We start from the raw sequence: 22,631 nt of genomic DNA on the forward strand, positions 1-22,631 counted from the left end.
TGGCAGATGAACATCAAAGCCGACTTCCCGACGCTCATCGAAGAGATCGATTACGGAACTCCGCAATCGAAGGCTGAGAAGCGGATCACGCTGACCGTCGACGGCCGCAGCATCAGCGTGCCGGAAGGCACGTCGATCATGCGCGCCGCGATGGAAAGCGGGGTCGAGATCCCGAAGCTATGCGCCACGGACATGCTGGACTCGTTCGGTTCCTGCCGCGTTTGCCTGGTCGAGATCGAAGGGCGCGGCGGCACGCCGGCGTCCTGCACGACGCCTGTCGGCGAAGGCATGGTGGTGCGCACGCGGTCGGAACGGCTCGACGCCATTCGCCGCGGCGTCATGGAGCTCTATGTCTCCGACCATCCGGTGGGCTGGAACGAGAAGGCCGGCACCGGCGCCAGTGAGTTCGACGCGGTGGCGAAGTCGGTTGGCCTGACCGAGAACCGCTACGGCGTCGAAGGCCGCAATCACGTCAAGGAGGATGGCGTCGCGCCCGGCCACGGCTCGCTGGCCGTCGACTACGTCGCGCGTGACGAATCCAATCCGTATTTCACCTATGATCCGGCGCAATGCATCGTCTGTTCGCGTTGCGTGCGGGCCTGCGAAGAGGTGCAGGGCACCTTCGCGCTGACGATCGAGGGCCGCGGCTTCGAATCGCGCATGGTCGCCGGCATGCACGAGGATTTCATCGCTTCCGAATGCGTGTCCTGCGGCGCCTGCGTGCAGGCCTGCCCGACCGATGCGCTGCGCGAGAAGACAGTGCTCGCCAAGGGCCTGCCGGAACGCTCGGCCGTCACCACCTGCGCCTATTGCGGCGTCGGCTGCTCGTTCAAGGCCGAAGTGAAGGACGACGAGGTCATCCGCATGATGCCCTACAAGGAGGGCAAGGCCAATCACGGCCATTCCTGCGTGAAGGGCCGCTTCGCCTATGGCTATGCCACTCACAAGGACCGCATCCTGTCGCCGATGATCCGCGAGAAGGTCAGCGATCCCTGGCGCGAAGTGAGTTGGGAGGAGGCGATCGCCCACACGGCCAAGGAGTTCCGCCGCATCCAGTACCAGTACGGACGTACGGCGATCGGCGGCATCACCTCGTCGCGTTGCACCAATGAGGAGACCTATCTGGTCCAGAAGCTGGTGCGCCAGGGCTTCCGCAACAACAATGTCGATACCTGCGCGCGCGTCTGCCATTCGCCGACCGGCTACGGGCTCGGCCAGACCTACGGCACCTCGGCCGGCACGCAGGATTTCGATTCCGTCGAATTCACCGACGTCGCCGTCATCATCGGCGCCAATCCGGCTTCCGCACACCCGGTGTTCGCCTCGCGGCTGAAGAAGCGGCTGCGCCAGGGGGCCAAGCTGATCGTGCTCGACCCGCGCCGCACCGAGATGGTCAAGTCGGCGCATATCGAAGCCGACTACCACCTGCCGCTGAAGCCCGGCACCAATGTCGCCGTGCTGACGGCGCTCGCACATGTCATCGTCACCGAAGGCCTGTTCGACGAGGCCTTCGTCCGCGAGCGCTGCGACTGGACGGAATTCCAGGACTGGGCGTCCTTCGTCGCCCTGCCGGAGAACAGCCCCGAAACCGTCGGCAAGCTGTCCGGCGTCGATCCCGAACTGATCCGCGGTGCGGCACGTCTCTACGCCAAGGGCGGCAACGGGGCGATCTACTACGGCCTCGGCGTCACCGAGCACAGCCAGGGCTCGACCACGGTGATGGCGATTGCCAATCTCGCCATGGCCACCGGCAATATCGGTCGCCCGGGCGTCGGCGTGAACCCGCTGCGCGGCCAGAACAACGTGCAGGGCTCGTGCGACATGGGCTCCTTCCCGCACGAACTGCCAGGCTATCGCCATGTCTCGGGCGACGCGGTGCGCGACATCTATGAAAGCCTGTGGGGCGTGAAGCTGGACGACGAACCCGGCCTGCGTATCCCCAACATGCTGGATGCCGCCGTCGACGGCTCCTTCAAGGGCATCTACATCCAGGGCGAGGACATCCTGCAGTCCGATCCCGACACCAAGCATGTCGCCGCCGGACTGGCCGCGATGGAATGCGTGGTCGTGCACGACCTTTTCCTCAACGAGACGGCGAACTACGCGCATGTGTTCCTGCCGGGCTCGACCTTCCTCGAGAAGGACGGCACCTTCACCAATGCCGAGCGCCGCATCAACATGGTGCGCAAGGTGCTGGAACCGAAGGCGCGTTACGCCGATTGGGAAGCGACGCAGGAGCTTGCCCGTTCCGTCGGGCTGGACTGGAACTATGCGCATCCGTCCGAGATCATGGACGAAATCGCCAAGACGACGCCGAGCTTCGCCGGCGTCTCCTTCGAGTTGCTCGACCGCCTCGGATCGGTGCAGTGGCCCTGCAATGAGAAGGCCCCTCTCGGCACCCCGGTCATGCATGTCGACGGCTTTGTGCGCGGCAAGGGCAAGTTCATCCGCACCGAATATGTGGCGACGGACGAGCGAACCGGGCCACGCTTCCCGCTGCTTTTGACCACCGGCCGGATCCTGTCGCAGTACAATGTCGGCGCGCAAACGCGGCGCACCGACAATATCATGTGGCACTCCGAGGACCGGCTGGAGATCCATCCGCACGACGCCGAGAACCGCGGCCTGCGCGACGGCGACTGGGTGCGGCTGACCAGCCGCTCCGGCGAGACGACGCTGCGCGCGCAGATCACCGACAGGGTGTCACCGGGCGTGGTCTATACGACCTTCCACCATCCCGACACGCAGGCCAACGTCATCACCACGGACTTTTCGGACTGGGCGACCAACTGTCCGGAATATAAGGTGACGGCAGTGCAGGTCGGTGCCTCCAACGGACCATCGGAATGGCAACGCGACTATGACGAGCAAGCGCGCAACAGCCGCCGCATCGCCCCGCTGGAAGCGGCGGAGTAGAACTTGGACGAGACATTCGACAATAAGAGCTTCAATCTTGACGGTTGATCGCCCCCTACTTCGTCGAGCTTCGCTCGACACCTCTTCCCCGATCGACGGGGGAGAAGAAAGGCGCGAGGGGTGCGTCTCGTGACTCGCAAACGCCCCGCCATCACCGAAATGTCCCGTCTCGCTCGCCGCGCCAGCGGCACGGCAGCGGCCCGCCGCATGGTGCCGGAAGAAACGCCGGTGGCGTTCTCCTTTGCCGGCACGGCGCACGCGGTGATGATGGCGAGCCCGGCCGATTTGAAGGATTTCGCGCTCGGTTTCTCGCTGACCGAAGGCATCATCGCTTCACCCGAAGAGATCGAGGCGATCGAGGTCGAGGATCTAGGCGCCGGCATCGACATCCAGATTCGACTGAAGGACCAGGCCAACACGCGCTTCGAGGCGCGGCGGCGCAGGCTCGCCGGACCGGTTGGCTGCGGGCTCTGCGGCATCGAATCCATCGAGGAAGCGATGCGCGCGGTCGATTCGGTTGGTGCGTCTAAACTTACGCTTGATGCCGGCGACATCGTCCGTTCCGTCAAGCTTCTCTCCAGGATGCAGCCGCTGCACAGCGAGACGGGCGCGGTGCACGCCGCCGGCTTCTATATCCCCGGCAAGGGCACCGTCATTGCGCGCGAGGATGTCGGCCGTCACAACGCACTGGACAAGCTGGCCGGTGCATTGGCCAAGGCCGGCATCGACGGCGCGACCGGCGCGGTGGTGGTGACGTCGCGCGTCTCCGTCGAGATGGTGCAGAAGACGGCGACGATCGGCTCGCCCTTCATCATTGCCGTCTCTGCGCCGACCGCGCTCGCCGTCCGCACCGCCGAACAGGCCGGCATGACGCTGGTGGCCTTGGTTCGCGGCGACGATTTCGATATTTTCACCCATCCGGACCGGGTGGTTCGCGGAGTTGCCAAACATGTCGCATGACGAAGACCACATCATGAGCACCAGCGAGAAGCTGGTGCGGATGGCCAACCAGATCGCGGCCTTTTTCCACTCCAGGCCGCGCGAAGAAGGCGTGGCCGGAGTGGCCGAGCATATCAACAAATTCTGGGAGCCGAGGATGCGGCGTCAGTTCTTCGAGATGCTGGACAGCGGCGGCGACGGCTTCGATGAACTCGTCGTGGCTGCCTCGACCAGGATCAAGCGGCCGGTCTCGCCCGCCGAGGCCGATCTGAAGCTCGGGCTCAAGCTTCCCCCAGGCGACGTAGCCGTCTCGCAAAAATAGCCATTGGTTCGCGTCCGCTTATATTTCCTTCCGCTAAAGTTTAAGCTGCCGCACGCGACGCAGCTCTGCTATGGTCGGCGATCCGAAATCGTCAGGCCGGGCGGAACAACTCGTGAGGCCGATCGAGACCCGATACGCCCGTAGCGGCGACGTGCGGATCGCCTATCAGGTGGTCGGCCAAGGCGCGTTCGATCTCGTCTTCGTGCCGGGCTTCATCTCCAACCTCGACCTGCATTGGGAGGATGAAGGCTATAGCAGGCTGCTGAAACGGCTTTCCGCCTTCTCAAGGCTGATCCTATTCGACAAGCGCGGCACCGGCCTGTCCGACCGCGTCGATGCCAACCATCTCCCCAGCCTCGAAACGCGCATGGACGACGTGCGTGCGGTGATGGACGCGGCCGGCAGCGGCCGCGCGGCCCTGCTCGGCGCCTCGGAAGGCGCTCCGATGGCCATGCTGTTCGCCGCCACCTATCCGGAGCGGACACGCGCCCTGGCGCTCTATGGCGGCTATGCCCATTTCCACCGATGGGTGATGCCGCCGGACCGGCTGGAGGCATTCATCGCGACGACGGAAACCGCCTGGGGCACAGGCGCCACCTTGCCGCATTTTGCGCCCGGCCGCGTCGAAGACAGTCACTTTGCCGCCTGGTGGTCGCGATTCGAGCGGCTGTCGGCAAGTCCGACGGCGGCGGCGGCGCTGGCGCGCATGAATGCCGGCATAGACGTGCGCGGCATACTCTCGGCGATCAGCGCGCCGACGCTGCTGATCCACCGCCGCAACGACGCGCGCGTCGATCCCGATGCCAGCCGCTTTCTCGCCCGGAAGATTCCGAACGCCCGGCTTGTCGAAATCCCTGGGCGCGACCACCCGGTGTGGACCGGTGACGTCGACAGGGTCGCCGACCTGATCGAGGAATTCCTGACCGGCGAGCCGGCCGTGGCCGACAGCGAGCGCGTGCTCGCCGCATTGCTGGTGACGCGTATCTACGATACGGCGCGCCTCGGCGACCGCATGTGGAGCGAGCGCAGCCAGCGATTCCAGGAGACCTGGCGATTGCTGGTGGGGCGCCATGGCGGACGTGTCGCAGGCACGCATGGCGAGCTGATGATCTCGCGCTTTGACGGTCCGGCGCGCGCCATACGCTGCGCGGCGGCATTGCGCGAAGCGGCGCAGGAGATCGGTGTGGCCAGTGCACAGGGCGTGCATGTCGGCGAGATCGAGATGCGCGGACCGCCGGTCGGCTTGACTGCACGCGTGACCATACAACTTGCGGCCCATGCCAGCCGCGGCGAGATCCTGGCGTCGCGGCTGGTTTCCGACCTGGCGACCGGCTCCGGCCTACACTTCATCGATGGCGGACGCATTGCGCTCGACGAGTTGGACGAGCCGTTGGCGTTTGTTCTTGCGACGTCCGAGCAGCATCTGGAACCCGCCTGCCGATCCAAGCCCAGGCCTGCCGAACCGGCCGCGCTGACGGCGCGCGAAAGCGAGGTGGTGAGCCTGATCGCCGACGGCAAAAGCAATGCCGCGATCGCCGCCGAGCTCAACCTCAGCGAGCATACGGTCAAGCGTCACGTCGCCAACATATTGCTCAAGCTCGACCTGCCGTCGCGGGCGGCGGCGGCCGCGTTTTCGGCACGGAACCCTGGCCCGCACGGGCCATAAAGGCCATGGCGCTTTCGGGCGAAGCGGCCGATGGCGTCGGGGATTATCAATTCTTCCCATGCAGGCCAGGCGATATCGCCGTGACGGTACTGCGAAGGGAGGATGAAATGGTGAAATCAAGTCGCAAGACCAGATTGCTCGTCATCGCGGCCGGCGCCGGCGCCTTGCTGGCCCTGGCTCCGGCGCGGGCCGAGGATGCCTCGGCGACGGCAGCATACAAGGACATAGCGGCCACGCTCGGCTCCGTGCCGGACATGTTCAAGACTTTGCCTGACGTGGCGGTCGCCGGTGCCTGGGCCGAGATAAAGTCGATGCAGCTCAACCCCAAGACCGCACTCGACGGCAAGACCAAGGAACTCATGGGGCTTGCCGTCGCCTCGCAGATTCCTTGCCAGTACTGCGTCTACTTCCACACCGAGGCCGCCAAGCTCAACGGCGCGACCGACGAGGAGATCAAGGAAGCGGTGGCGATGGCGGCGATCGTTCGCCACTGGTCGACGATGCTCAACGGCAGCCAGGTCGACCTCACAGCCTTCAAGAAGCAGACCGACGACGTGTTCGCGGCCGTGAAGGCCAAGTCGCAGTGACACTATCGCTGCACGGCGATGACCGCCGGGCAGCACTTTGCTCATCAACCGCCCGATCGGGAAGACGGGCCCATGGAGGACGAAATGCTGACCAAGACACAGACCGTTGACGGCGCGGCAATCAAGAAAGCCATCGAAGGGCGCGACGGACAGATGCTGTCGAGCTTTTACGCCGACGATGCGGTGTTGCGGGTCGTCGACCGCAACAATCCGCCGAGCAAGCCGCGCGAGATCCGCGGCCGAGCGGCGATCAGCACATTCTGGGACGACATCTGCAGCCGGGCAATGACCCACAAGGTCGACACCACCATCGCCGATGGTGACAATCTCGCCTTCACCCAGGCCTGCGCCTACCCGGACGGGACCAAGGTGTTCTGCGCGGCGATGCTGGAACTCAAGGGCGGGCGGATTGCACGGCAGACGGTCGTGCAGGCCTGGGACGAGTAAGCGGCATCAGCCGCATCTTCGGAGGAGGAAAACATGTTCAGCGCCAGATGGCAGATCGACGCCAGGTTCGGACACAAGCAGACCGTGCTCGACCTCTTGCGGAAATGGGAATCCGAGATCGGTTCGCAGGTCGGCGTCGCCGACCTGAAGTTCCAGATCATGACGGGTTCGATCGGCGCGCGGGAGGCGACGGTCGAATCTCACCACCAGGTCGAAAGCCTGGCCCAGTTGGAAGAGTTCTTCGCCAGGATCGGCAAGATCGACGCGCATGCCAAATGGGGCAAGGAGATCGAGCCTTACGTCGTGTCGGGCACCAGCCTCTGGCAGATTTTCCGCATCGTCGAATAATGCATGTCGCCCAAAGGTGCCCATAGAACAACGATCTGAAGCGCGCCGCATCGGTCCCTTTCGACGCGACGCGCTTTCGCTACCATGACGGCTTCCGCCTGCCCGCTATGGCTCTCCCGGGCCATTTCCCCACTGGCCCTTTCGGGCGAAGCAGCGAGGAGCCGGATCGGTGCAATGTGCTCTCCTGCACCATCCTGCGCACCCGACGGATGGACGGCACAAGCAAAGCAACAAGATAAATCGTCGCGTCGAAACCATATGGCGCGGGCGCGATCAGGGAGGAAACCGATGACCGACGAAACCTATGCAAAACTGCGTGAAGGCTTGCGCGGAGAGCTGATCCTGCGCGGCGAAGCCGGCTATGAGGAGGCCCGCAAGGTCTACAACGGCATGATCGACAAGAGTCCGGCGCTGATTGCACGCTGCGTCGATGTCGCCGACGTGATCGCCGCTGTAAGGTTCGCGCGCATAAACGACCTCCTCATCGCCGTGCGCAGCGGCGGCCACAACGGCGCGGGATTGGGGATTTGCGACAACGGTCTCGTCATCGACCTGTCGATGATGAAAGGCGTCCATGTCGACCCGAAAACCCGCACCGTGAGGGTCGCGCCCGGCTGCACTTCGGGCGACGTGGACCACGCCACCCATCCTTTCGCGCTCGCCGTTCCGTTCGGCATCGTTTCGACCACGGGCGTCGCCGGCCTTACCCTCGGTGGAGGAACCGGCTATCTCACGCGCAAATACGGCCTCACCATCGATAATCTGATCGAGGCCGATCTGGTGCTGGCCGATGGCAGCATGGCGAAGGCCAGCAAAAGCGAGAATCCCGACCTGTTCTGGGCGCTCCGGGGCGGCGGCGGCAATTTTGGCGTGGTAACCAGCTTCCTGTTCCAGGCTCATCCGGTGAACATGATCTTCGGCGGTCCGGTGTTCTGGGACGCCAGGCACGCGTCGGCGGTCATGCGTACCTATCGCGACTACCTGCCGGAAGCGCCGGAAGACCTCGGCGCTTTCGTCGGCCTCAAATCCGTCCCTTCGAGCGATCCTTTCCCGCGCGAGCATTGGGGCAACCGCGCCTGTGCCATCATCTCGTGCTACAACGGCACGGAGGAGGACGGGCGCAAGGCCATGGCGCCGCTGCTGGACACCTTGCCGCCGCCAATGTTCAACTGGATGGGCGTAATGCCGTTCCCGGCGATGCAGTCGCTATTCGACCCGCTCCTTCCGAAAGGCCTGCAATGGTACTGGAAGGGCGATTTCGTCAAGTCGCTTCCCGACGAAGCGATCGCGACCCATATCGCACAGGCCGCCCAGGCGCCCAGCGAATTGTCGCTGATGCATCTATACCCGATTGACGGCGCCGTCCGCCGCGTCGGCAAGGACGAGACCGCCTGGAACGCGCGTGACGCAAGCTGGTCGATGGTCATCGCCGCCATCGACCCCGATCCGGGCAAAGCCGCCGACCTGACCGCGTGGGCACGGAATTACTGGGCGAGCGTCCATCCCCATAATGGCGAGGGCGGCTACGTGAACTTCATGATGGACGATGAAGGAGACGCGCGCTTGCAGGCGAGCTATGGCGGAAATTACGAGCGGCTGAGCCAGGTTAAGCGAACCTACGACCCATCCAATGTCTTCCGGGTCAACCTGAACATCAAGCCTGCGACATCGGCGATGCCGGGCCGGACGGCCGCGTAGTGCCGGGGTCTCGCCGCTGATGCCGTTCGGCGGCCGTGCCTGTCAAATGCAGCGCAATCGCGAAGTGGAATGGCGCTGACGACCCTCTCAAGCGGGGTCGCCGGCGCCGGCCACAGCCATATAAGATCTGCCTTTGCCGGAACGAGACAGATTACCCGTGCGCCACCATCACATGGCGCACGGCGGTATAATCCTCCAGTGCGTAGAGCGACATGTCCTTGCCGTAACCGGACTGCTTCAGCCCGCCATGCGGCATCTCGTTGGTCAGCATGAAGTGGGTGTTGATCCAGGTGCAGCCATATTGCAGGCGAGCGGCGGTCGCCATGGCGCGTGAGACGTCCCTGGTCCACACCGACGATGCCAGGCCATAATCGCTGTCATTGGCCCAGTTCACCGCCTCGTCGACATCCGTGAAGCGGGTCACCGAGACGACCGGACCAAACACTTCGCGGCGCACGATCTCGTCCTCCTGCAAGGCGCCGGCGACGACGGTCGGCTGGTAGTAGAAGCCGGTGCCCTCGTCCGGCTTGCCGCCGGTGGTGATCTCGATGTGCTTCAATTCCGAGGCGCGCTCGACGAAGCTCGAGACACGGTCGCGTTGGCGGCGCGAGATCAGCGGGCCGATCTCGTTCTCGGCATCGTCCGGCAGATTGTACTTGATGGTCGACACGGCCGAGGAGAGATCGGCGACGAGCTTGTCGTAGACCTTCTTGCCGGCATAGATGCGGCAGGCGGCGGTGCAGTCCTGGCCGGCATTGTAGTAGCCGAAAGCGCGCAGGCCGTTGACCACGGCGCCGAGGTCGGCATCATCGAAGACGATGACCGGGGCCTTGCCGCCGAGTTCCAGATGCGTGCGCTTGACCGACTTGGCGGCCGCCTGCAGCACCTTCTTGCCGGTGGCGACATCGCCGGTGATCGAGATCATGTTGACCTTGGGATGGTTGATCAGCGTATTGCCGACGCTGTCGCCGCGTCCGAGCACGACATTGACGACCCCTTCGGGCAGGATTTCGGCCAGGATCTTCGCCAGTTTCAGCGCCGTCAGCGGCGTCTGTTCCGACGGTTTGAAGACGACCGTATTGCCGCCGCCGATCGCCGGCGCCAGCTTCCAGGCCATCATCATCAACGGGTAATTCCACGGCGCGATGGAAGCGACGATGCCGATCGGATCGCGCCGGACCATCGAGGTGTGGCCCGGCAGGTATTCGCCGGCTACCTGGCCTGGCATGGAGCGGACGGCGCCGGCGAAGAAACGGTAGCAGTCGACGATCGCCGGGATTTCATCATTGAGCACGGCATTGATCGGCTTGCCGCAGTTCAGCGCCTCGAGCGCCGCGAATTCCCTGGCTTCGGCCTCTATGCGGTCGGCGATCTTAAGGAGATAGCCCGAGCGCTGCGCGGGCGTGGTACGCGACCAAGCCGTGAACGCCTTCCCGGCAGCCGTCACCGCCGCCTCGATCTGCGCCGGGCTCGCCTCGGGGAGATTGAGAATGGTCGCCCCGGTCTTCGGATTGAGGACCGACTCCTCGGTCTCGGTGCCTTTCTCGAACTTCGAGCCGATCAGCATCTGGGTGTCCATTGGTTTCTCCTTGAAGAGGAGCGAATGCGAATAGGGCTACCCGCTATTCCCTATTCGCTGTTTTCATTTCCCGCTGCCGGCGATCTGGTCGCCGTCGCGGGTCAGGTAGTAGGCGGCGAGGATCGGCAGCAGCGTCACCAGCACCACCACCATCGCCACGACATTGGTGACCGGGCGCTGGCGCGGGCGGATCAGTTCTTCAAGCATCCAGATCGGCAGCGTCTGCTGCTGGCCGGCGGTGAAGGTGGTGACGATGACCTCGTCGAACGACAGCGCGAAGGCCAGCATGCCGCCGGCAAGCAGCGCCGTGGCGATGTTGGGCAACACGATATGCCGGAAGGTCTGGAAACCATCCGCGCCGAGATCCATCGAGGCCTCGATCATCGAGCCCGAGGTGCGGCGGAAGCGGGCAACGGCATTGTTGTAGACGACAACCACGCAGAAGGTGGCGTGGCCGAGCACGATCGTCCAGAACGAGAACGGAATGTCGGCCAGCGCGAAAGCCGAACGCAGCGCAATGCCGGTGATGATGCCGGGCAGCGCGATCGGCAGGATGACCAGCAGCGAAATGGTTTCACGGCCGAAGAATTTCGTCCGTGACACCGCGGCGGCGCACAGCGTGCCGAGAACCAGCGCGATGGCCGTCGAGATGGCGGCGACGCGCACCGAGAGCGACAGCGCTTCCCACACGTCCGGCCGGTTCCAGGTGACAGCGAACCACTGCGTGGTGAGCCCCGGCGGCGGCCAGACGAAGCTCTTCTCCTCCGTCGTGAAGGCATAGACGAAGATCAGCAGGATCGGCAGATGCAGGAACAGCAACCCGCAAGCGGCGGCGATTTTGAGGCCAAGCGGAGCCGATTGGGCACGGTCAGAGCGCATCGAAGGCCCCCATGCGCTTGGCGCCCCAGAGATAGAAGCCCATGATGACGATGGGCACGACAGTGAAGGCGGCGGCGAGCGGGATGTTGCCGGCCGTGCCTTGCTGCGAATAAACGGCCTGGCCGATGAACAGGCGCGACGTGCCGATGATCTGCGGGATGATGTAGTCGCCCAATGTCAGCGAAAAGGTGAAGATCGAGCCGGCGACGATCCCCGGCAGCGCCAGCGGGAACAGCACATTGCGGAAGGTCTGGCCTGGCGAGGCACCGAGATCGGAAGAGGCCTCGACCAAATTGCCGGGCACGCGCTCGAGGGCTGCCTGCACCGGCAGGATCATGAAGGGCAGCCAGACATAGACGAAGACGATGAAGGTGCCGGTGAAGGACACCGACAGCGAGTTGCCGCCGACGACCGGCAGCGACAGCCACGCATCGAGCAACCACAACAGGTTCAGCTTGGCGAGCAGCCAGGTGAGAATGCCTTCCTTGGCCAGGATCAGTTTCCAGGCGTAGATCTTGACCAGGTAGCTCGACCACAGCGGCAGCATGACGCCGAGATAGAACAGCGCCTTCCAGCGGCCGCGCGCATAGCGCGCCGCGTAGTAGGCGATGGGGAAAGCGACGACGGCCGAGGCCAGGGTCACCAGGGCCGCCATCGTCACCGTGCGCAGGATGATGTCGAGATTGGCGGCCTGCAACAGGTCGCCATAGGTCTTCAACGTGAACTCACGATTGATGAGGCCGGAGAACTCGTCGATCGAGAAAAAGCTCTGCGCCAAAAGAGCGAACAACGAGCCGATGTAGACGATGCCGAGCCACAGGACCGGCGGCAGCAGCATAAGCAGAAGGAGCAGTTGCGGCCTGCGCCAGAAGAGGTCGGAGAGCGCGCCGCGTATGCCGCCGCTGCCGGGCAGGATGGCAGGGGCTGGGCTGGGGTTGAGCGCGGCAATGGTCATGGGGCCGCCGTGTGCTGAAGAGAATTATATGAGAGGCCGCGTTCTGCGTCGCCCCCCTCTGTCCTGCCGGACATCTCCCCCTCACGGGGGGAGATTGGCAATTTCTCGGCCTCGCCAATTCTGCGACGTTGGAAATTGGCGAAACCCGAAAGGGCAGCCAATCTCCCCCCTTGAGGGGGAGATGTCCGGCAGGACAGAGGGGGGTGCTTCGCGCAAGCCTTCATCACACCGGCTCGTCCATCAAATGCAGGCTCTCGCGGTTGAAGGTGAGCACCACCGCCTCGCCTTCCCTGGGCAAGGCCGTGCCGGCAGGCACGATGGCGTGCAATTTCAGACCGTCGGCATCGAGCGCCAGCCTGGTGGTCGCCCCGAGATAGTTAGTTGAGACGAGGCGCGCGGCGACGCCCTCGCCGCTCGCCGCGCGGCCGACGCGGATGGATTCGGGGCGCAGGCTGCCCCAGCCGCGCTGGCCGCAATAACGCTGGACGAAATCCGGCGGCAGCACGTTGGAGGAACCGACGAAATCGGCGACGAAGCGAGTGCTCGGCCGCTGGTAGATATCTTCCGGCGTGCCGATCTGCATGATCCTGCCGTCGTTGAAGACGGCGACGCGATCGGCCATCGACAGCGCCTCGCCCTGATCGTGGGTGACGAAGACGAACGTTATGCCGAGCGCCTTTTGCAGCGACTTCAGCTCTTCCTGCATGTTCTCGCGCAATTTGAGGTCGAGCGCGCCGAGCGGCTCGTCGAGCAGCAGCACCTTGGGCTGGTTGACCAGTGCGCGGGCCAGCGCGACGCGCTGGCGCTGACCGCCGGAAAGCTGGCCGGGGCGGCGGGCGCCGTAGCCGGGCAGCCTGACCAGCGACAGCGCCTCTTCCGCTGCCTTGTGCCGCCCGGCTTTGCCGACGCCCTTGACCATCAAACCATAGGCGACATTGTCGAGCACATCGAGATGCGGGAACAGCGCATAGTCCTGGAAGACGGTGTTGACGTTGCGGCGATAGGGCGGAACACCCTCGGCGCGCTCGCCGAAGATCGAAATCGAACCCGCCGTCGGCTGCTCGAAGCCGGCAATGAGGCGCAGGCAGGTCGTCTTGCCGGAGCCCGACGGCCCGAGCATGGCGAAGAACTCGCCAGGCACGATTTCGAGGTCGACCGTGTCGACGGCGCGCACGCTGCCGAAATGGCGCGAGACTTTTTGAAAGGAAACGGCTGAGGTCATGGAGTGTCCTGATCTGCCGGGCTCATCGATCTCAGGCGGCGCCGCCCCTCATCCGCCTGCCGGCACCTTCTCCCCGTGAAGGACAGGGGAAGGGACGCGCGCCAACGCTGGCGATACCCTCTCCCCGTTCTTCACGGGGAGAGGGTAAGGGTGAGGGGCGGCGCCGGCTTCGGCAAAGTAAGGCTAGGTCACCGCCCGCCGATGACGCCGATATAGTCCGACACCCAGCGGTAATAGGGCACGCACTGGTCGTTCTGGGTGGCGCATTTGGTCACCGGCGTCTTCCAGAACTTGATCTTGTCGAAATTTTCGTAGCCGTTGGTCTTGCAGCCTTCGTCGGTCAGCAGCTCGTTGCCCTTGCAGGCGGCGGGGACGACCGGCAGCGAGCCGAACCAGGCCGAGACGTCGCCCTGCACCTTGGGCGAAAGCGAGTGTTCGAGCCACATATAGGCGCAGTTCGGATGTGCCGCGTCGGCTTCCATCATGGTGGTGTCGGCCCAGCCGGTGACGCCTTCCTCCGGCACGGTCGAGGCTATGGGCTTCTTGGCCGCGATCAGCGTGTTGACCTGGTATGGCCACGAGCCGGAGGCAACCACGCCTTCGTTCTGGAAATCGTCGACCTGGATGGCGGCGTCGTGCCAGTAGCGGCCGACCAGCGTGCGCTGGACGCGCAGCAACTCAAGCGCGGCCTTGTACTGGTCCTCGTTCAACTCATAGGGGTCCTTGATGCCGAGCTCCGGCTTGTGGAACATCAGGTAGTTGGCGGCATCGGCAATGTGGATCGGGCCGTCATAGGCCTGGACGCGGCCCTTGTTGGACTTGCCGTCCGGCAGCTTCATCTCCTCGAAGACGATGTTCCAGCTCTTGGGCGCTTCCTTGAAGACATCGGTATTGTACATCAGCACGTTCGGCCCCCACTGGTAGGGAACGCCGTAATGCACCTTGTCGACGGTGAACCAGGGGGCGTCCTTGATGCGGTCGTCGACCGTCTTCCAACTCGGGATGAGATCGGTATTGATCGGCTGCACGCGCTTGCCGGCAACGAGGCGCAGCGATGCATCGCCCGAAGCGGTGACGAGGTCGAAGCCGCCCTCGTTCATCAGCGAGACCATCTCGTCCGACGTGTTGGCGGTCTTGACGTTGACCTTGCAGCCGCTTTCCTTCTCGAAGGCGGTTACCCAGTCATAGCCCTTGTCGGTCTCGCCACGCTCGATATAGCCCGGCCAGGCGACGATGTTGACCTCGCCTTCACCCTTGCCGAGCTCAGTGACCTGGGCGACGGCCTGGCCGGAGAAGGTCAGCGCGACCGTCAATGCAGTGCATGACTTCAGGAATGAATTCATCATCGATCTCCCATTGATAGGCCCGCGCTTCGGCGGCGGCTTTGTTCCCTGAAGCGAAGTTGCTGTGAAAATCCCGGTTTCGCAAATTCATTTATCAGAAGGGGGATATCGGTTTTTCCGATAGATTAGCGGCCGTTCTTGTCGGGGCGCTGGCGAACCATGCGCTGCGACTGCGCCAGACCGATGAAATCGCGCGCAGCCTGCGGCAGGCCGGAGCCGCGGCGCCAGACCATCCCGACCTGGACGACGGGCAGGGCACCGGAGACGTCGCGCGACTCGATGCGGTCGCCTTCCAGCGACCACGGCCGGTAGACGAGGTCGGGCAGCAGCGCCACGCCCGCGCCGGTGGCGACGAGGCTGCGCACCGCTTCGACCGAACGGGTGCGGAAGGCGACATGCGGCTTGGCGCCGATTGCCGTCAGCAACTTGCCGGTGTTCTCCTCGATCTCGTCGACGGTCAGCATGATCAGCGGCTCCGAAGCGATGTCGCCGATGCCGATGATGTCGGCGCCGGCGAGCGGATGCCCGAGCGGCAGCCACAGGCGGTAAGCCGAGACTTCAAGGATTTCCGATTGCAGCGCGGTTCGGTCGCGCAGATTGGACGTGACCATCACGGCGATGTCCAGCTTGCCGCCGATCAGCAGATGCTCGAGATAGTCGCCATTGTCCTCGATTGCCGAGACCTCGACGCCGGGATAGGCACGACGGTAGCGGGAAAGCAGGTCCGACAGCACATAGCCGGCGACCAGCGAGGTGACGCCGAGCTGCAGCCGGCCGCCCGCTGTCGCCTGCTCGCCGAGGAAGGCGCGGCGCGCATCGGACACATCGGCCAGGATCTTGGTGGCATGACGCAGGAACTGGTGGCCCTTGTGGGTGATGTTGAGGCCGCGCGGATGGCGGTCGAATAATTCGACGCCGAGATCGCCTTCGAGCTCCTTGATCGCTTCGGTGACCGAGGATTGCGAAATGGAGAGGTTCTGCGCGGCACCCGACACCGTGCCCTGCTCGGCGACGGCGATGAAGAACTGCAACTGGCGGATGGTGAAAGCCATGGCCGGACTAAACACGGCGGGGACGACACTGGGAAGTGGAAACGGATCGGCAACTTGACGGCCCCCAGAATTGTAACTAAATAAGTTACATGAAACGCAACAGCCGGCTGTCTTCCACCTTGCACATTCTGGTCCACATGGCCGAGAAGCCCGAGCGGGCGCTGACCTCGGAGCAGCTTGCCACCTTCATCCATACCAATCCGGTCGTGGTGCGCCGCACCATCGCGGGGTTGCGGGATGCCGGCATCGTCACCTCTTCACGCGGACATGGCGGCGGCTGGCTGCTCGGGCGCCCGCCCGACGAGATCTCGCTGGCCGAAATCAGCGCCGCGCTTGGCGAGACGCTGCTGCAGTTCGGCACCGAGCCGGAGAGCCCCGGCTGCCTTGTCGAGCAGGCCGTCATCGCCGTCCTCGACGATTTTCGGATCGCGGCGGAGAAGCTGCTGGCGGAGAAGCTCAGCCGTATCACGCTGGCCGACCTGACCGCCGACTTCCGCCGCCGTTACGACCTCATCGGAGTCTCCAGCCATGCAGTATGATCTTGCCGTCGTCGGCGGCAGCTTTGCCGGCCTGTCCGCCGCCATCCAGGCGGCCCGGGCCCGGCGCAACGTCCTGGTGATCGACGCCGGCCAGCCCCGAAATCGGTTCGCCGCGCATTCGCACGGCTTCCTCGGCCAAGACGGGCGCACGCCAGGCGCCATCCTGGAGGAGGCAAGACGGCAGTTGCTAGCCTATCCGACGGCTCGCCTTGTCAAGGGACGTGCGGACAAGGCGGTCGCCAATAGCAGCAGCGACTTCGAAATCAGCACAGAGGGCGGCGAGACCTTTGGCGCCGCGCGGCTGGTTCTGGCCACCGGCGTGCGCGACATCCTGCCGGAAGTTCCCGGGCTGCCGAGCAGTGGGGCAAGACCGTGCTGCACTGCCCCTATTGCCACGGCTACGAGGTTTCCGGCGGGCCGCTTGGCGTGCTGGCGACCGGGCCCATGTCCCTGCATCAGGCGCAGTTGATCGCCGACTGGGGCGACGTCACGCTGTTCGGCAATCGCCTGATCGAGCCCGATGCCGAACAGATGTCTGTCCTGGAAGGCAAGAATGTGAGGTTCGAACCCGCTGCGGTCGCCGAACTGCGGGAGGATGGCGCGGGCGGCTTGACGGTGATCCTCGACGGCGGCCGAAAGGCGGGGGTTCGCGCGATATTCACCGCGCCGCGCAATACAATGGCGAGCCCGGTGGCCGAACAGCTCGGTTGCGGCTTCACGGACGGTCCCCTTGGCCCGGTGATATCAATCGATGACAGGCAGCAGACGACGGTCCCCGGCGTCTACGCCGCCGGGGACGCGTCACGCGCGATGCACAACATCGCCTTCGCCGTATCGGGCGGCGCCTTCGCCGGCATATGCGCCCACCAGTCGCTGGTATTCGGTTAGCTCAGGCTGCCTCGCCCGCGACGCTGAGCCGCGCGCCGGCCTGCGCCAGGCCAGCAGCGATGTCGCGCGGCGGCGGCCGGTCGGTGGCGAGCTCGGAAAAGCCATCGAAGCCGCAGACCTGGACCAGGCCCTGGCGCCCGAACTTGGAATGATCGGTGACGACGAGCGAACGCTGGCCGCGCGACAGCACCATGCGGGCGAACTCGGCCTCGTCGAGATCGTAATCCATGACACCCGTCACCGCATCGACGGCACCCGTCGAGATCACCGCATGGCTGACCGAGAAGCGGCTGACGAAGTCGATGGCCGAGGCGCCGAAGGCGGCGCCGGAATCGCTGCGCAGCTCACCGCCGGCCATGTAGACCTTGTTGCCGTTGACGGTGGCCAGCGTGCGGGCGATGTCGGATGAGTTGGTGACGACCGTCAGCCGCCGATGGCCGAGCAGTTCACGCGCCAGGAACGAGGTGGTCGTTCCCGTGTCGAGCATGATCGATTCGCCGTCGCGGATGGTGGCGGCGACCATGCGGGCGATGAGGCGCTTGGCCTCGGCGTTCTCGCGCATGCGCCGTTCGAACGGCGCTTCGCCGATCGTCGACGGCAGGCCGACGGCGCCATGCATCTTCAGGAGCGAGCCGTCGCTGGTGAGGGGCTTGACGTCGCGGCGAACGGTTTCCAGCGAGACGCCCAGCCGGTCGGCCAGGCTGGCGATGGTGACGGTGCCTTCCTCCTGCAGAAACCGCAGGATTTCGCCGTGCCGCTTGGAATGGCTCATCGGGTCATTTCCAGTCGCGCCATGATGCAGTGACCGCTTCTATGGCAAATCTGCCGCATATTACAAGGAATCTCGAAAGAATACGGGCAGGAAAGCAGAAAAAGCCACAGAATCTCGTTGACAACGTGGCTTACCCGGCGTGACACTGATGCCGTGTCAGGCTCGCACTGCCACGGAAAAGCGATAGCGGAGCCTGATCCGAATTTGTGTGCCCCAAGGTCTGGAAACTGCCTGACGCGAGGGCGACTGGAAGAATTTTCTCATCCGCGGGGGCGGATGCCGGCCTCGAAGAGCCCGGCACGTGGGGCTCGTCGGTGCGGCGCGGGATACCGATCCCGAATGCCGCGCCGGCGAGGTCTTTGCCAGAACGAGCGTCCGGACAAACGGCGGGTCGCCACGGCGGCGCCGCCCCGTCGGCGCCTTGCCGTACGAAGGGCGAATTCATGACGGCCGAGGACCGCATCCGCGCCCTGCCTTGCTGGACAGGCAGCGTCGAGATCGAGCCGCTGCCCGGCGGGCTGAGCAATGCCAATTATCGGGTTAAGGACGCGGCCGGGAGGCATGTCGTGCGTTTCGGCAGGGACTATCCCTTCCACCACGTCTTTCGCGAGCGTGAGGTGATGACCGCACGCGCCGCGCATGCCGCCGGTTTCGCGCCGGCGGTCCGCCATGCCGAACCCGGCATTCTCGTGACGGAGTATCTCGGCGCCAAGACCTGTCTGGCTGAGGACGTGCGCGCCAATCTCGGCCGTGTCGCCGCCCTGATGCGCGGCTTCCACCGTGAGATGCCCAACCACGTCTCCGGTGCCGGCTTCATGTTCTGGGTGTTCCACGTCATCCGCGACTATGCGCGCACGCTGGAGGACGCCGGCAGCCGCAAGGCGAGCGACCTGCCGCGTCTGCTGATGCTGGCCGACGAGCTCGAACGCGCCCAGAAACTGCTGCCGATCGTGTTCGGCCACAATGATCTTTTGCCGGCGAATATTCTCGACGACGGCAGCAGGCTATGGCTGATCGACTTCGAATATGCCGGCTTCAATACCGCGATGTTCGACCTTGCCGGCGTCGCCTCGAACGCCGGCATGAGCGACGAGGAATCCTTCGCCTTCCTGACCGCTTATTTCATGAAGGAGCCGGACGAGGCGATCCGCCGCTCGCATGCAGCCATGCAATGCGCCTCGCTGCTGCGCGAGGCGATGTGGAGCATGGTTTCGGAACTCTACCTCGACGTGCCCGGCATCGACTACGTCGCCTACACGGAAGAGAACCTGACGCGGCTCGATGCCGCGCTGGAAAACTACCGGACAAAATACGGGACCTGAATTCATGACCTTGCCAACCCAGGCAGCGATCGTCGTCATCGGCGGCGGCATTATCGGCTGCTCGACGGCCTACCATCTGGCCCGCGACCACAAGGCAGATGTGGTGCTGCTCGAACAGGGCAAGCTGACCTCGGGCTCGACCTGGCACGCCGCCGGCCTGGTCGGGCAGCTGCGCTCGTCGGCCTCGATCACCCGCGTGCTCAAATATTCGGTCAACCTCTACAAGGGGCTGGAGGCCGAGACCGGCCTTGCCACCGGCTGGAAGATGAGCGGGTGCCTGCGCCTTGCCACCAATGCCGACCGCTGGACCGAGTACGAGAGGCTGGCGACGACAGCCAAGAGCTTTGGCATGGACATGCAGTTGCTGTCGCCGGCGGAGGTCAAGAACATGTGGCCGCTGATGGAAACCGGCGATCTCGTCGGCGCTTCCTGGCTGCCGACCGACGGTCAGGCGAGCCCATCCGACGTCACCCAGTCGCTGGCCAAGGGCGCGCGCATGCATGGCGCAAGGCTTTACGAGGAAGTCCGCGTCACCGGCTTCGAGATCAAAGGCGGCCGCATCATTGCGGTGAAGACCAGCATGGGCGACATCGCCTGCGATAAAGTGGTGAACTGCGCAGGACAATGGGCACGGCAGGTTGGCGCCATGGCCGGCATCAACGTGCCGCTGCAGCCGGTGAAGCACCAGTTTATCGTCACCGAGAAGATCGACGGGCTAGCGACCGATGTCCCGACCATCCGCGACCCGGACCGGCGCACCTATTTCAAGGAAGAGGTCGGCGGGCTGGTGATGGGCGGCTATGAGCCAAACCCGCAGGCCTGGACGACTGATCTCCCCGGAGGCGACGTGCCCAATGACTGGGAGTTCCGGCTGTTCGACGACGACTATGATCATTTCGAACAGCACATGAGCCAGGCGATCGCGCGCGTGCCGGCGCTGGAAACCGTCGGCGTCAAGCAGATGATCAACGGGGCCGAGAGTTTCACGCCGGACGGCAATTTCATCCTCGGCGTGGCGCCCGAATGCGCCAACATGTTCGTCGGCGCCGGCTTCAACGCCTTCGGCATCGCTTCGGGCGGCGGCGCCGGCTGGGTGCTGGCGCAATGGGTGGTCGATGGCGAGGCGCCGTTCGATCTGTGGGTCGTCGACATCAGGCGCTTTTCCAGCCTGCACCGCGACCGGCACTGGGTCCGCGAGCGCACGCTGGAAGCCTATGGCAAGCACTACACGATCGGCTTTCCGCATGAGGAGTATCTTTCCGGCAGGCCGCGCATCGTTTCGCCGCTGTACAACAGGCTGAAACAGCATCGCGCCGTGTTCGGTTCGAAGCTCGGCTGGGAGCGGCCGAACTGGTTCGCCCCCGAAGGCGTCGACCCGCGTGACGTCTATTCCATGGGCCGGCAGAATTGGTTTTCAGCCGTCGGCGACGAACATCGCCATGTGCGCGAGAAGGTCGGCATCTTCGACCAGTCGTCCTTCGCCAAATACGAGCTGACCGGGCCCGACGCGCCGAAGGCGCTGGACTGGATCTGCGCCAACGACGTCAACAAGCCGGCCGGCGGGCTGACCTATACGCAGCTTCTCAACACGCGCGGCGGCATAGAGGCCGATCTCACCGTGTCGCGGTTCGGCGAGGACAGGTTCTATATCGTTACCGGCACGGGCTTCCGCACCCATGACCTGTCCTGGATCAGCGACCATGTCGAAAAGGAGCTCGACATCACGCTCACCGACGTCACCGAGGATTTCGGCACGCTGTCGCTGATGGGACCGCGCGCCCGCGAAGTGCTGGCCGGCGTGACCGATGCCGACGTTTCCAACAGCGGTTTCCCATTCGGCCATGCCCGCGAGATTGTCGTTGCCGGCCACACCGTGCGGGCGTTGCGCGTCACCTATGTCGGGGAACTCGGCTGGGAGCTGCACGTGCCGATCTCCGCAACCGGCGAGATCTTCGACGCGTTGATGTCGGCAGGCAAGCAACATGATATCCGCCCGGTCGGCTACCGGGCCCTGGAATCGCTGCGACTGGAAAAGGGCTATCGCGCCTGGGGCTCCGATATCACCCCCAACGACACGCCGCTGGAAGCCGGCCTCGGCTGGGCGGTGAAGCTTCGCAAGAACACGGATTTCGTAGGGCGGCGCGCCTTGGAGAAAATCACTGGCGGGCCATTGAAGAAGCGTTTCGCCGGCTTCACGGTCGACGATCAGGACATCGTGCTCGTCGGGCGCGAGACGATCCTGCGCAATGGCGAGCCGGTCGGCTATCTCAGCAGCGGCGGCTACGGCTACACCGTGGAGAAGAACATCGGCTACGGCTATGTGCGCAATGCCGACGGCGTGAGCGACGATTTTCTCGCCTCGGGCCGCTATGAGCTGGTCGTGGCGATGCAGCGCACGCCGGCAAAGATCCATCTCGAGCCGATGTATGATCCGGCCGGGAACAGGATCAAAGCCTGATCAGTTCACACGCAAGGCGAGGCAGCGGCTGGGCACCGTGTCGGCCTCGCCCGGCATCGAGACGTACGGGCGCGTTTCCTCGATGCGGGTGACCAGCCCCTGCGCCTCCAGCTCCGCGACCCGCGCGTTAAAGCCCAGATCCCAGATCGTGTTCTTGACCGTCAGCACGATCACGCCGCCCGGCCGGCAGATGCGGATCAGTTCGTCCAGCCCTTCGGCACCGACATGGCCCGAGGTAAAGACGCCGGCCGAGATCACCCCGGCATAGGCATTGTCGGCAAAGGGCAGCGGCCCGCCAAGCGCCAGGCAATGCAGGGCCGAATAGACGCCCTTGCGCTCTGCCTGATCCAGCATGCCTTGCGAGATGTCGAGCGCCTCGACCTCGGGATAGCCGGCAATGTCGAGCCATTCGCCGATGAGCCCGGTGCCGGCCCCGGCATCGAGCAGCGGGGCCGAGCCACGCGGCAGATGCCTTGCCAGCAAGGCCAGGCAGATGGTGGGATGACGATAGCCGGCGGCCGACATGTCGCTGTCGTAGGTCTGCGACCAACGGTCATAGAGCGCCGCCACGTCTTCCGGGCGCTTGGCCGCGTAGGCAGCGCCAAGCGCGCCCTTATGCTTGCTGTCGGTCACTTTCGTCCTGTCCGCCATGCCCTAAATTGGTCTCGCACGGATGATAGCCAAAGCACGAATTTTGTG

Annotated in this window: 19 protein-coding genes and 1 pseudogene; 12 read left to right on the plus strand and 8 right to left on the minus strand. The window is 64.6% G+C overall.

Annotation, left to right across the window (positions count from 1 at the left end):
- Positions 1-6 precede the first annotated feature (6 nt).
- The 8 genes from fdhF (at position 7) to FJ443_RS11580 (ending at position 8,923) form a co-directional block, all read left to right on the plus strand.
- On the plus strand, positions 7-2,916 hold the full coding sequence (gene fdhF / locus FJ443_RS11545; protein WP_140664090.1) for a formate dehydrogenase subunit alpha: 2,910 nt from the start codon (positions 7-9) through the stop codon (positions 2,914-2,916).
- 129 nt (positions 2,917-3,045) lie between these two features.
- Entirely contained in the window at positions 3,046-3,876 is an 831-nt protein-coding gene (fdhD, locus tag FJ443_RS11550; RefSeq protein ID WP_140664093.1) for a formate dehydrogenase accessory sulfurtransferase FdhD, read from the plus strand.
- Positions 3,866-4,177 (plus strand): formate dehydrogenase subunit delta, encoded by a 312-nt coding sequence (locus FJ443_RS11555; protein ID WP_140559723.1) that lies wholly within the window; start codon positions 3,866-3,868, stop codon positions 4,175-4,177. Before fdhD ends, FJ443_RS11555 begins: the two co-directional genes overlap by 11 nt.
- Before the next feature lie 112 nt (positions 4,178-4,289).
- On the plus strand, positions 4,290-5,843 hold the full coding sequence (locus FJ443_RS11560; protein WP_140630026.1) for an alpha/beta fold hydrolase: 1,554 nt from the start codon (positions 4,290-4,292) through the stop codon (positions 5,841-5,843).
- Positions 5,844-5,950: 107 nt separating this feature from the next.
- Complete coding sequence (locus FJ443_RS11565; RefSeq protein ID WP_140630028.1) at positions 5,951-6,430, plus strand: carboxymuconolactone decarboxylase family protein; 480 nt, start codon at positions 5,951-5,953, stop codon at positions 6,428-6,430.
- Positions 6,431-6,514: 84 nt separating this feature from the next.
- The gene (locus FJ443_RS11570; protein ID WP_140497301.1) at positions 6,515-6,877 is read left to right on the plus strand and encodes a nuclear transport factor 2 family protein; all 363 of its coding nucleotides are present in this window, start codon (positions 6,515-6,517) and stop codon (positions 6,875-6,877) included.
- Between the two features lie 33 nt (positions 6,878-6,910).
- Positions 6,911-7,225 (plus strand): hypothetical protein, encoded by a 315-nt coding sequence (locus FJ443_RS11575; RefSeq protein WP_140497050.1) that lies wholly within the window; start codon positions 6,911-6,913, stop codon positions 7,223-7,225.
- A gap of 288 nt (positions 7,226-7,513) precedes the next feature.
- Positions 7,514-8,923, plus strand: a complete 1,410-nt coding sequence (locus FJ443_RS11580; RefSeq protein ID WP_140630031.1) for an FAD-binding oxidoreductase — start codon at positions 7,514-7,516, stop codon at positions 8,921-8,923.
- Between the two features lie 151 nt (positions 8,924-9,074).
- Here FJ443_RS11580 and FJ443_RS11585 read toward each other — a convergent pair whose 3' ends face one another.
- From FJ443_RS11585 to FJ443_RS11610, 6 genes are all read right to left on the minus strand, one after another.
- On the minus strand, positions 9,075-10,502 hold the full coding sequence (locus FJ443_RS11585) for a gamma-aminobutyraldehyde dehydrogenase (protein ID WP_140664096.1): 1,428 nt from the start codon (positions 10,500-10,502) through the stop codon (positions 9,075-9,077).
- A 63-nt stretch (positions 10,503-10,565) separates the two neighbouring features.
- The gene (locus FJ443_RS11590; protein WP_140497056.1) at positions 10,566-11,381 is read right to left on the minus strand and encodes an ABC transporter permease; all 816 of its coding nucleotides are present in this window, start codon (positions 11,379-11,381) and stop codon (positions 10,566-10,568) included.
- Positions 11,371-12,336: an ABC transporter permease gene (locus FJ443_RS11595; protein WP_140497058.1), complete on the minus strand. Its 966-nt coding sequence runs from the start codon at positions 12,334-12,336 to the stop codon at positions 11,371-11,373. Before FJ443_RS11595 ends, FJ443_RS11590 begins: the two co-directional genes overlap by 11 nt.
- A gap of 223 nt (positions 12,337-12,559) precedes the next feature.
- Positions 12,560-13,558: an ABC transporter ATP-binding protein gene (locus FJ443_RS11600; protein WP_140580508.1), complete on the minus strand. Its 999-nt coding sequence runs from the start codon at positions 13,556-13,558 to the stop codon at positions 12,560-12,562.
- 188 nt (positions 13,559-13,746) lie between these two features.
- Complete coding sequence (locus FJ443_RS11605; protein WP_140664098.1) at positions 13,747-14,901, minus strand: ABC transporter substrate-binding protein; 1,155 nt, start codon at positions 14,899-14,901, stop codon at positions 13,747-13,749.
- A gap of 125 nt (positions 14,902-15,026) precedes the next feature.
- Positions 15,027-15,953 (minus strand): LysR substrate-binding domain-containing protein, encoded by a 927-nt coding sequence (locus tag FJ443_RS11610; RefSeq protein ID WP_140513010.1) that lies wholly within the window; start codon positions 15,951-15,953, stop codon positions 15,027-15,029.
- 89 nt (positions 15,954-16,042) lie between these two features.
- Between FJ443_RS11610 and FJ443_RS11615 the strand changes: the two genes are divergently transcribed.
- On the plus strand, positions 16,043-16,492 hold the full coding sequence (locus FJ443_RS11615) for an Rrf2 family transcriptional regulator (RefSeq protein ID WP_140523665.1): 450 nt from the start codon (positions 16,043-16,045) through the stop codon (positions 16,490-16,492).
- Positions 16,482-17,380: pseudogene (locus FJ443_RS11620) on the plus strand (NAD(P)/FAD-dependent oxidoreductase). The gene FJ443_RS11615 and the pseudogene FJ443_RS11620 overlap by 11 nt, the downstream one beginning before the upstream one ends.
- 1 nt (position 17,381) lies before the next feature.
- Here the strand turns inward: FJ443_RS11620 and FJ443_RS11625 are convergent.
- On the minus strand, positions 17,382-18,152 hold the full coding sequence (locus tag FJ443_RS11625) for a DeoR/GlpR family DNA-binding transcription regulator (RefSeq protein WP_140497069.1): 771 nt from the start codon (positions 18,150-18,152) through the stop codon (positions 17,382-17,384).
- A 443-nt stretch (positions 18,153-18,595) separates the two neighbouring features.
- Here FJ443_RS11625 and FJ443_RS11630 point away from each other — a divergent pair, with 443 nt between their 5' ends.
- Both FJ443_RS11630 and FJ443_RS11635 read left to right on the plus strand, forming a co-directional pair.
- Positions 18,596-19,474, plus strand: a complete 879-nt coding sequence (locus FJ443_RS11630; protein ID WP_140497071.1) for a phosphotransferase family protein — start codon at positions 18,596-18,598, stop codon at positions 19,472-19,474.
- A gap of 4 nt (positions 19,475-19,478) precedes the next feature.
- Positions 19,479-21,932, plus strand: a complete 2,454-nt coding sequence (locus FJ443_RS11635) for an FAD-dependent oxidoreductase (RefSeq protein WP_140664101.1) — start codon at positions 19,479-19,481, stop codon at positions 21,930-21,932.
- On the opposite strand, the gene FJ443_RS11640 is transcribed toward FJ443_RS11635, so the two are convergent.
- On the minus strand, positions 21,933-22,565 hold the full coding sequence (locus FJ443_RS11640; protein WP_181165288.1) for a class I SAM-dependent methyltransferase: 633 nt from the start codon (positions 22,563-22,565) through the stop codon (positions 21,933-21,935).
- Positions 22,566-22,631 lie beyond the last annotated feature (66 nt).

Source organism: Mesorhizobium sp. B2-6-1 (genome assembly GCF_006440475.1).
Classification (GTDB): Bacteria; Pseudomonadota; Alphaproteobacteria; order Rhizobiales; family Rhizobiaceae; genus Mesorhizobium.

Excerpts from the sequence above, each read along its gene's own strand:
- fdhF (WP_140664090.1), top strand. The coding sequence starts at position 7 with ATGAACATCAAAGCCGACTTCCCGACGCTCATCGAAGAGATCGATTAC.
- FJ443_RS11555 (WP_140559723.1), top strand. The coding sequence starts at position 3,866 with ATGTCGCATGACGAAGACCACATCATGAGCACCAGCGAGAAGCTGGTG.
- FJ443_RS11565 (WP_140630028.1), top strand. The coding sequence starts at position 5,951 with ATGGTGAAATCAAGTCGCAAGACCAGATTGCTCGTCATCGCGGCCGGC.
- FJ443_RS11570 (WP_140497301.1), top strand. The coding sequence starts at position 6,515 with ATGCTGACCAAGACACAGACCGTTGACGGCGCGGCAATCAAGAAAGCC.
- FJ443_RS11575 (WP_140497050.1), top strand. The coding sequence starts at position 6,911 with ATGTTCAGCGCCAGATGGCAGATCGACGCCAGGTTCGGACACAAGCAG.
- FJ443_RS11580 (WP_140630031.1), top strand. The coding sequence starts at position 7,514 with ATGACCGACGAAACCTATGCAAAACTGCGTGAAGGCTTGCGCGGAGAG.
- FJ443_RS11585 (WP_140664096.1), bottom strand. The coding sequence starts at position 10,502 with ATGGACACCCAGATGCTGATCGGCTCGAAGTTCGAGAAAGGCACCGAG.
- FJ443_RS11590 (WP_140497056.1), bottom strand. The coding sequence starts at position 11,381 with ATGCGCTCTGACCGTGCCCAATCGGCTCCGCTTGGCCTCAAAATCGCC.
- FJ443_RS11595 (WP_140497058.1), bottom strand. The coding sequence starts at position 12,336 with ATGACCATTGCCGCGCTCAACCCCAGCCCAGCCCCTGCCATCCTGCCC.
- FJ443_RS11600 (WP_140580508.1), bottom strand. The coding sequence starts at position 13,558 with ATGACCTCAGCCGTTTCCTTTCAAAAAGTCTCGCGCCATTTCGGCAGC.
- FJ443_RS11605 (WP_140664098.1), bottom strand. The coding sequence starts at position 14,901 with ATGAATTCATTCCTGAAGTCATGCACTGCATTGACGGTCGCGCTGACC.
- FJ443_RS11610 (WP_140513010.1), bottom strand. The coding sequence starts at position 15,953 with ATGGCTTTCACCATCCGCCAGTTGCAGTTCTTCATCGCCGTCGCCGAG.
- FJ443_RS11615 (WP_140523665.1), top strand. The coding sequence starts at position 16,043 with ATGAAACGCAACAGCCGGCTGTCTTCCACCTTGCACATTCTGGTCCAC.
- FJ443_RS11625 (WP_140497069.1), bottom strand. The coding sequence starts at position 18,152 with ATGAGCCATTCCAAGCGGCACGGCGAAATCCTGCGGTTTCTGCAGGAG.
- FJ443_RS11630 (WP_140497071.1), top strand. The coding sequence starts at position 18,596 with ATGACGGCCGAGGACCGCATCCGCGCCCTGCCTTGCTGGACAGGCAGC.
- FJ443_RS11635 (WP_140664101.1), top strand. The coding sequence starts at position 19,479 with ATGACCTTGCCAACCCAGGCAGCGATCGTCGTCATCGGCGGCGGCATT.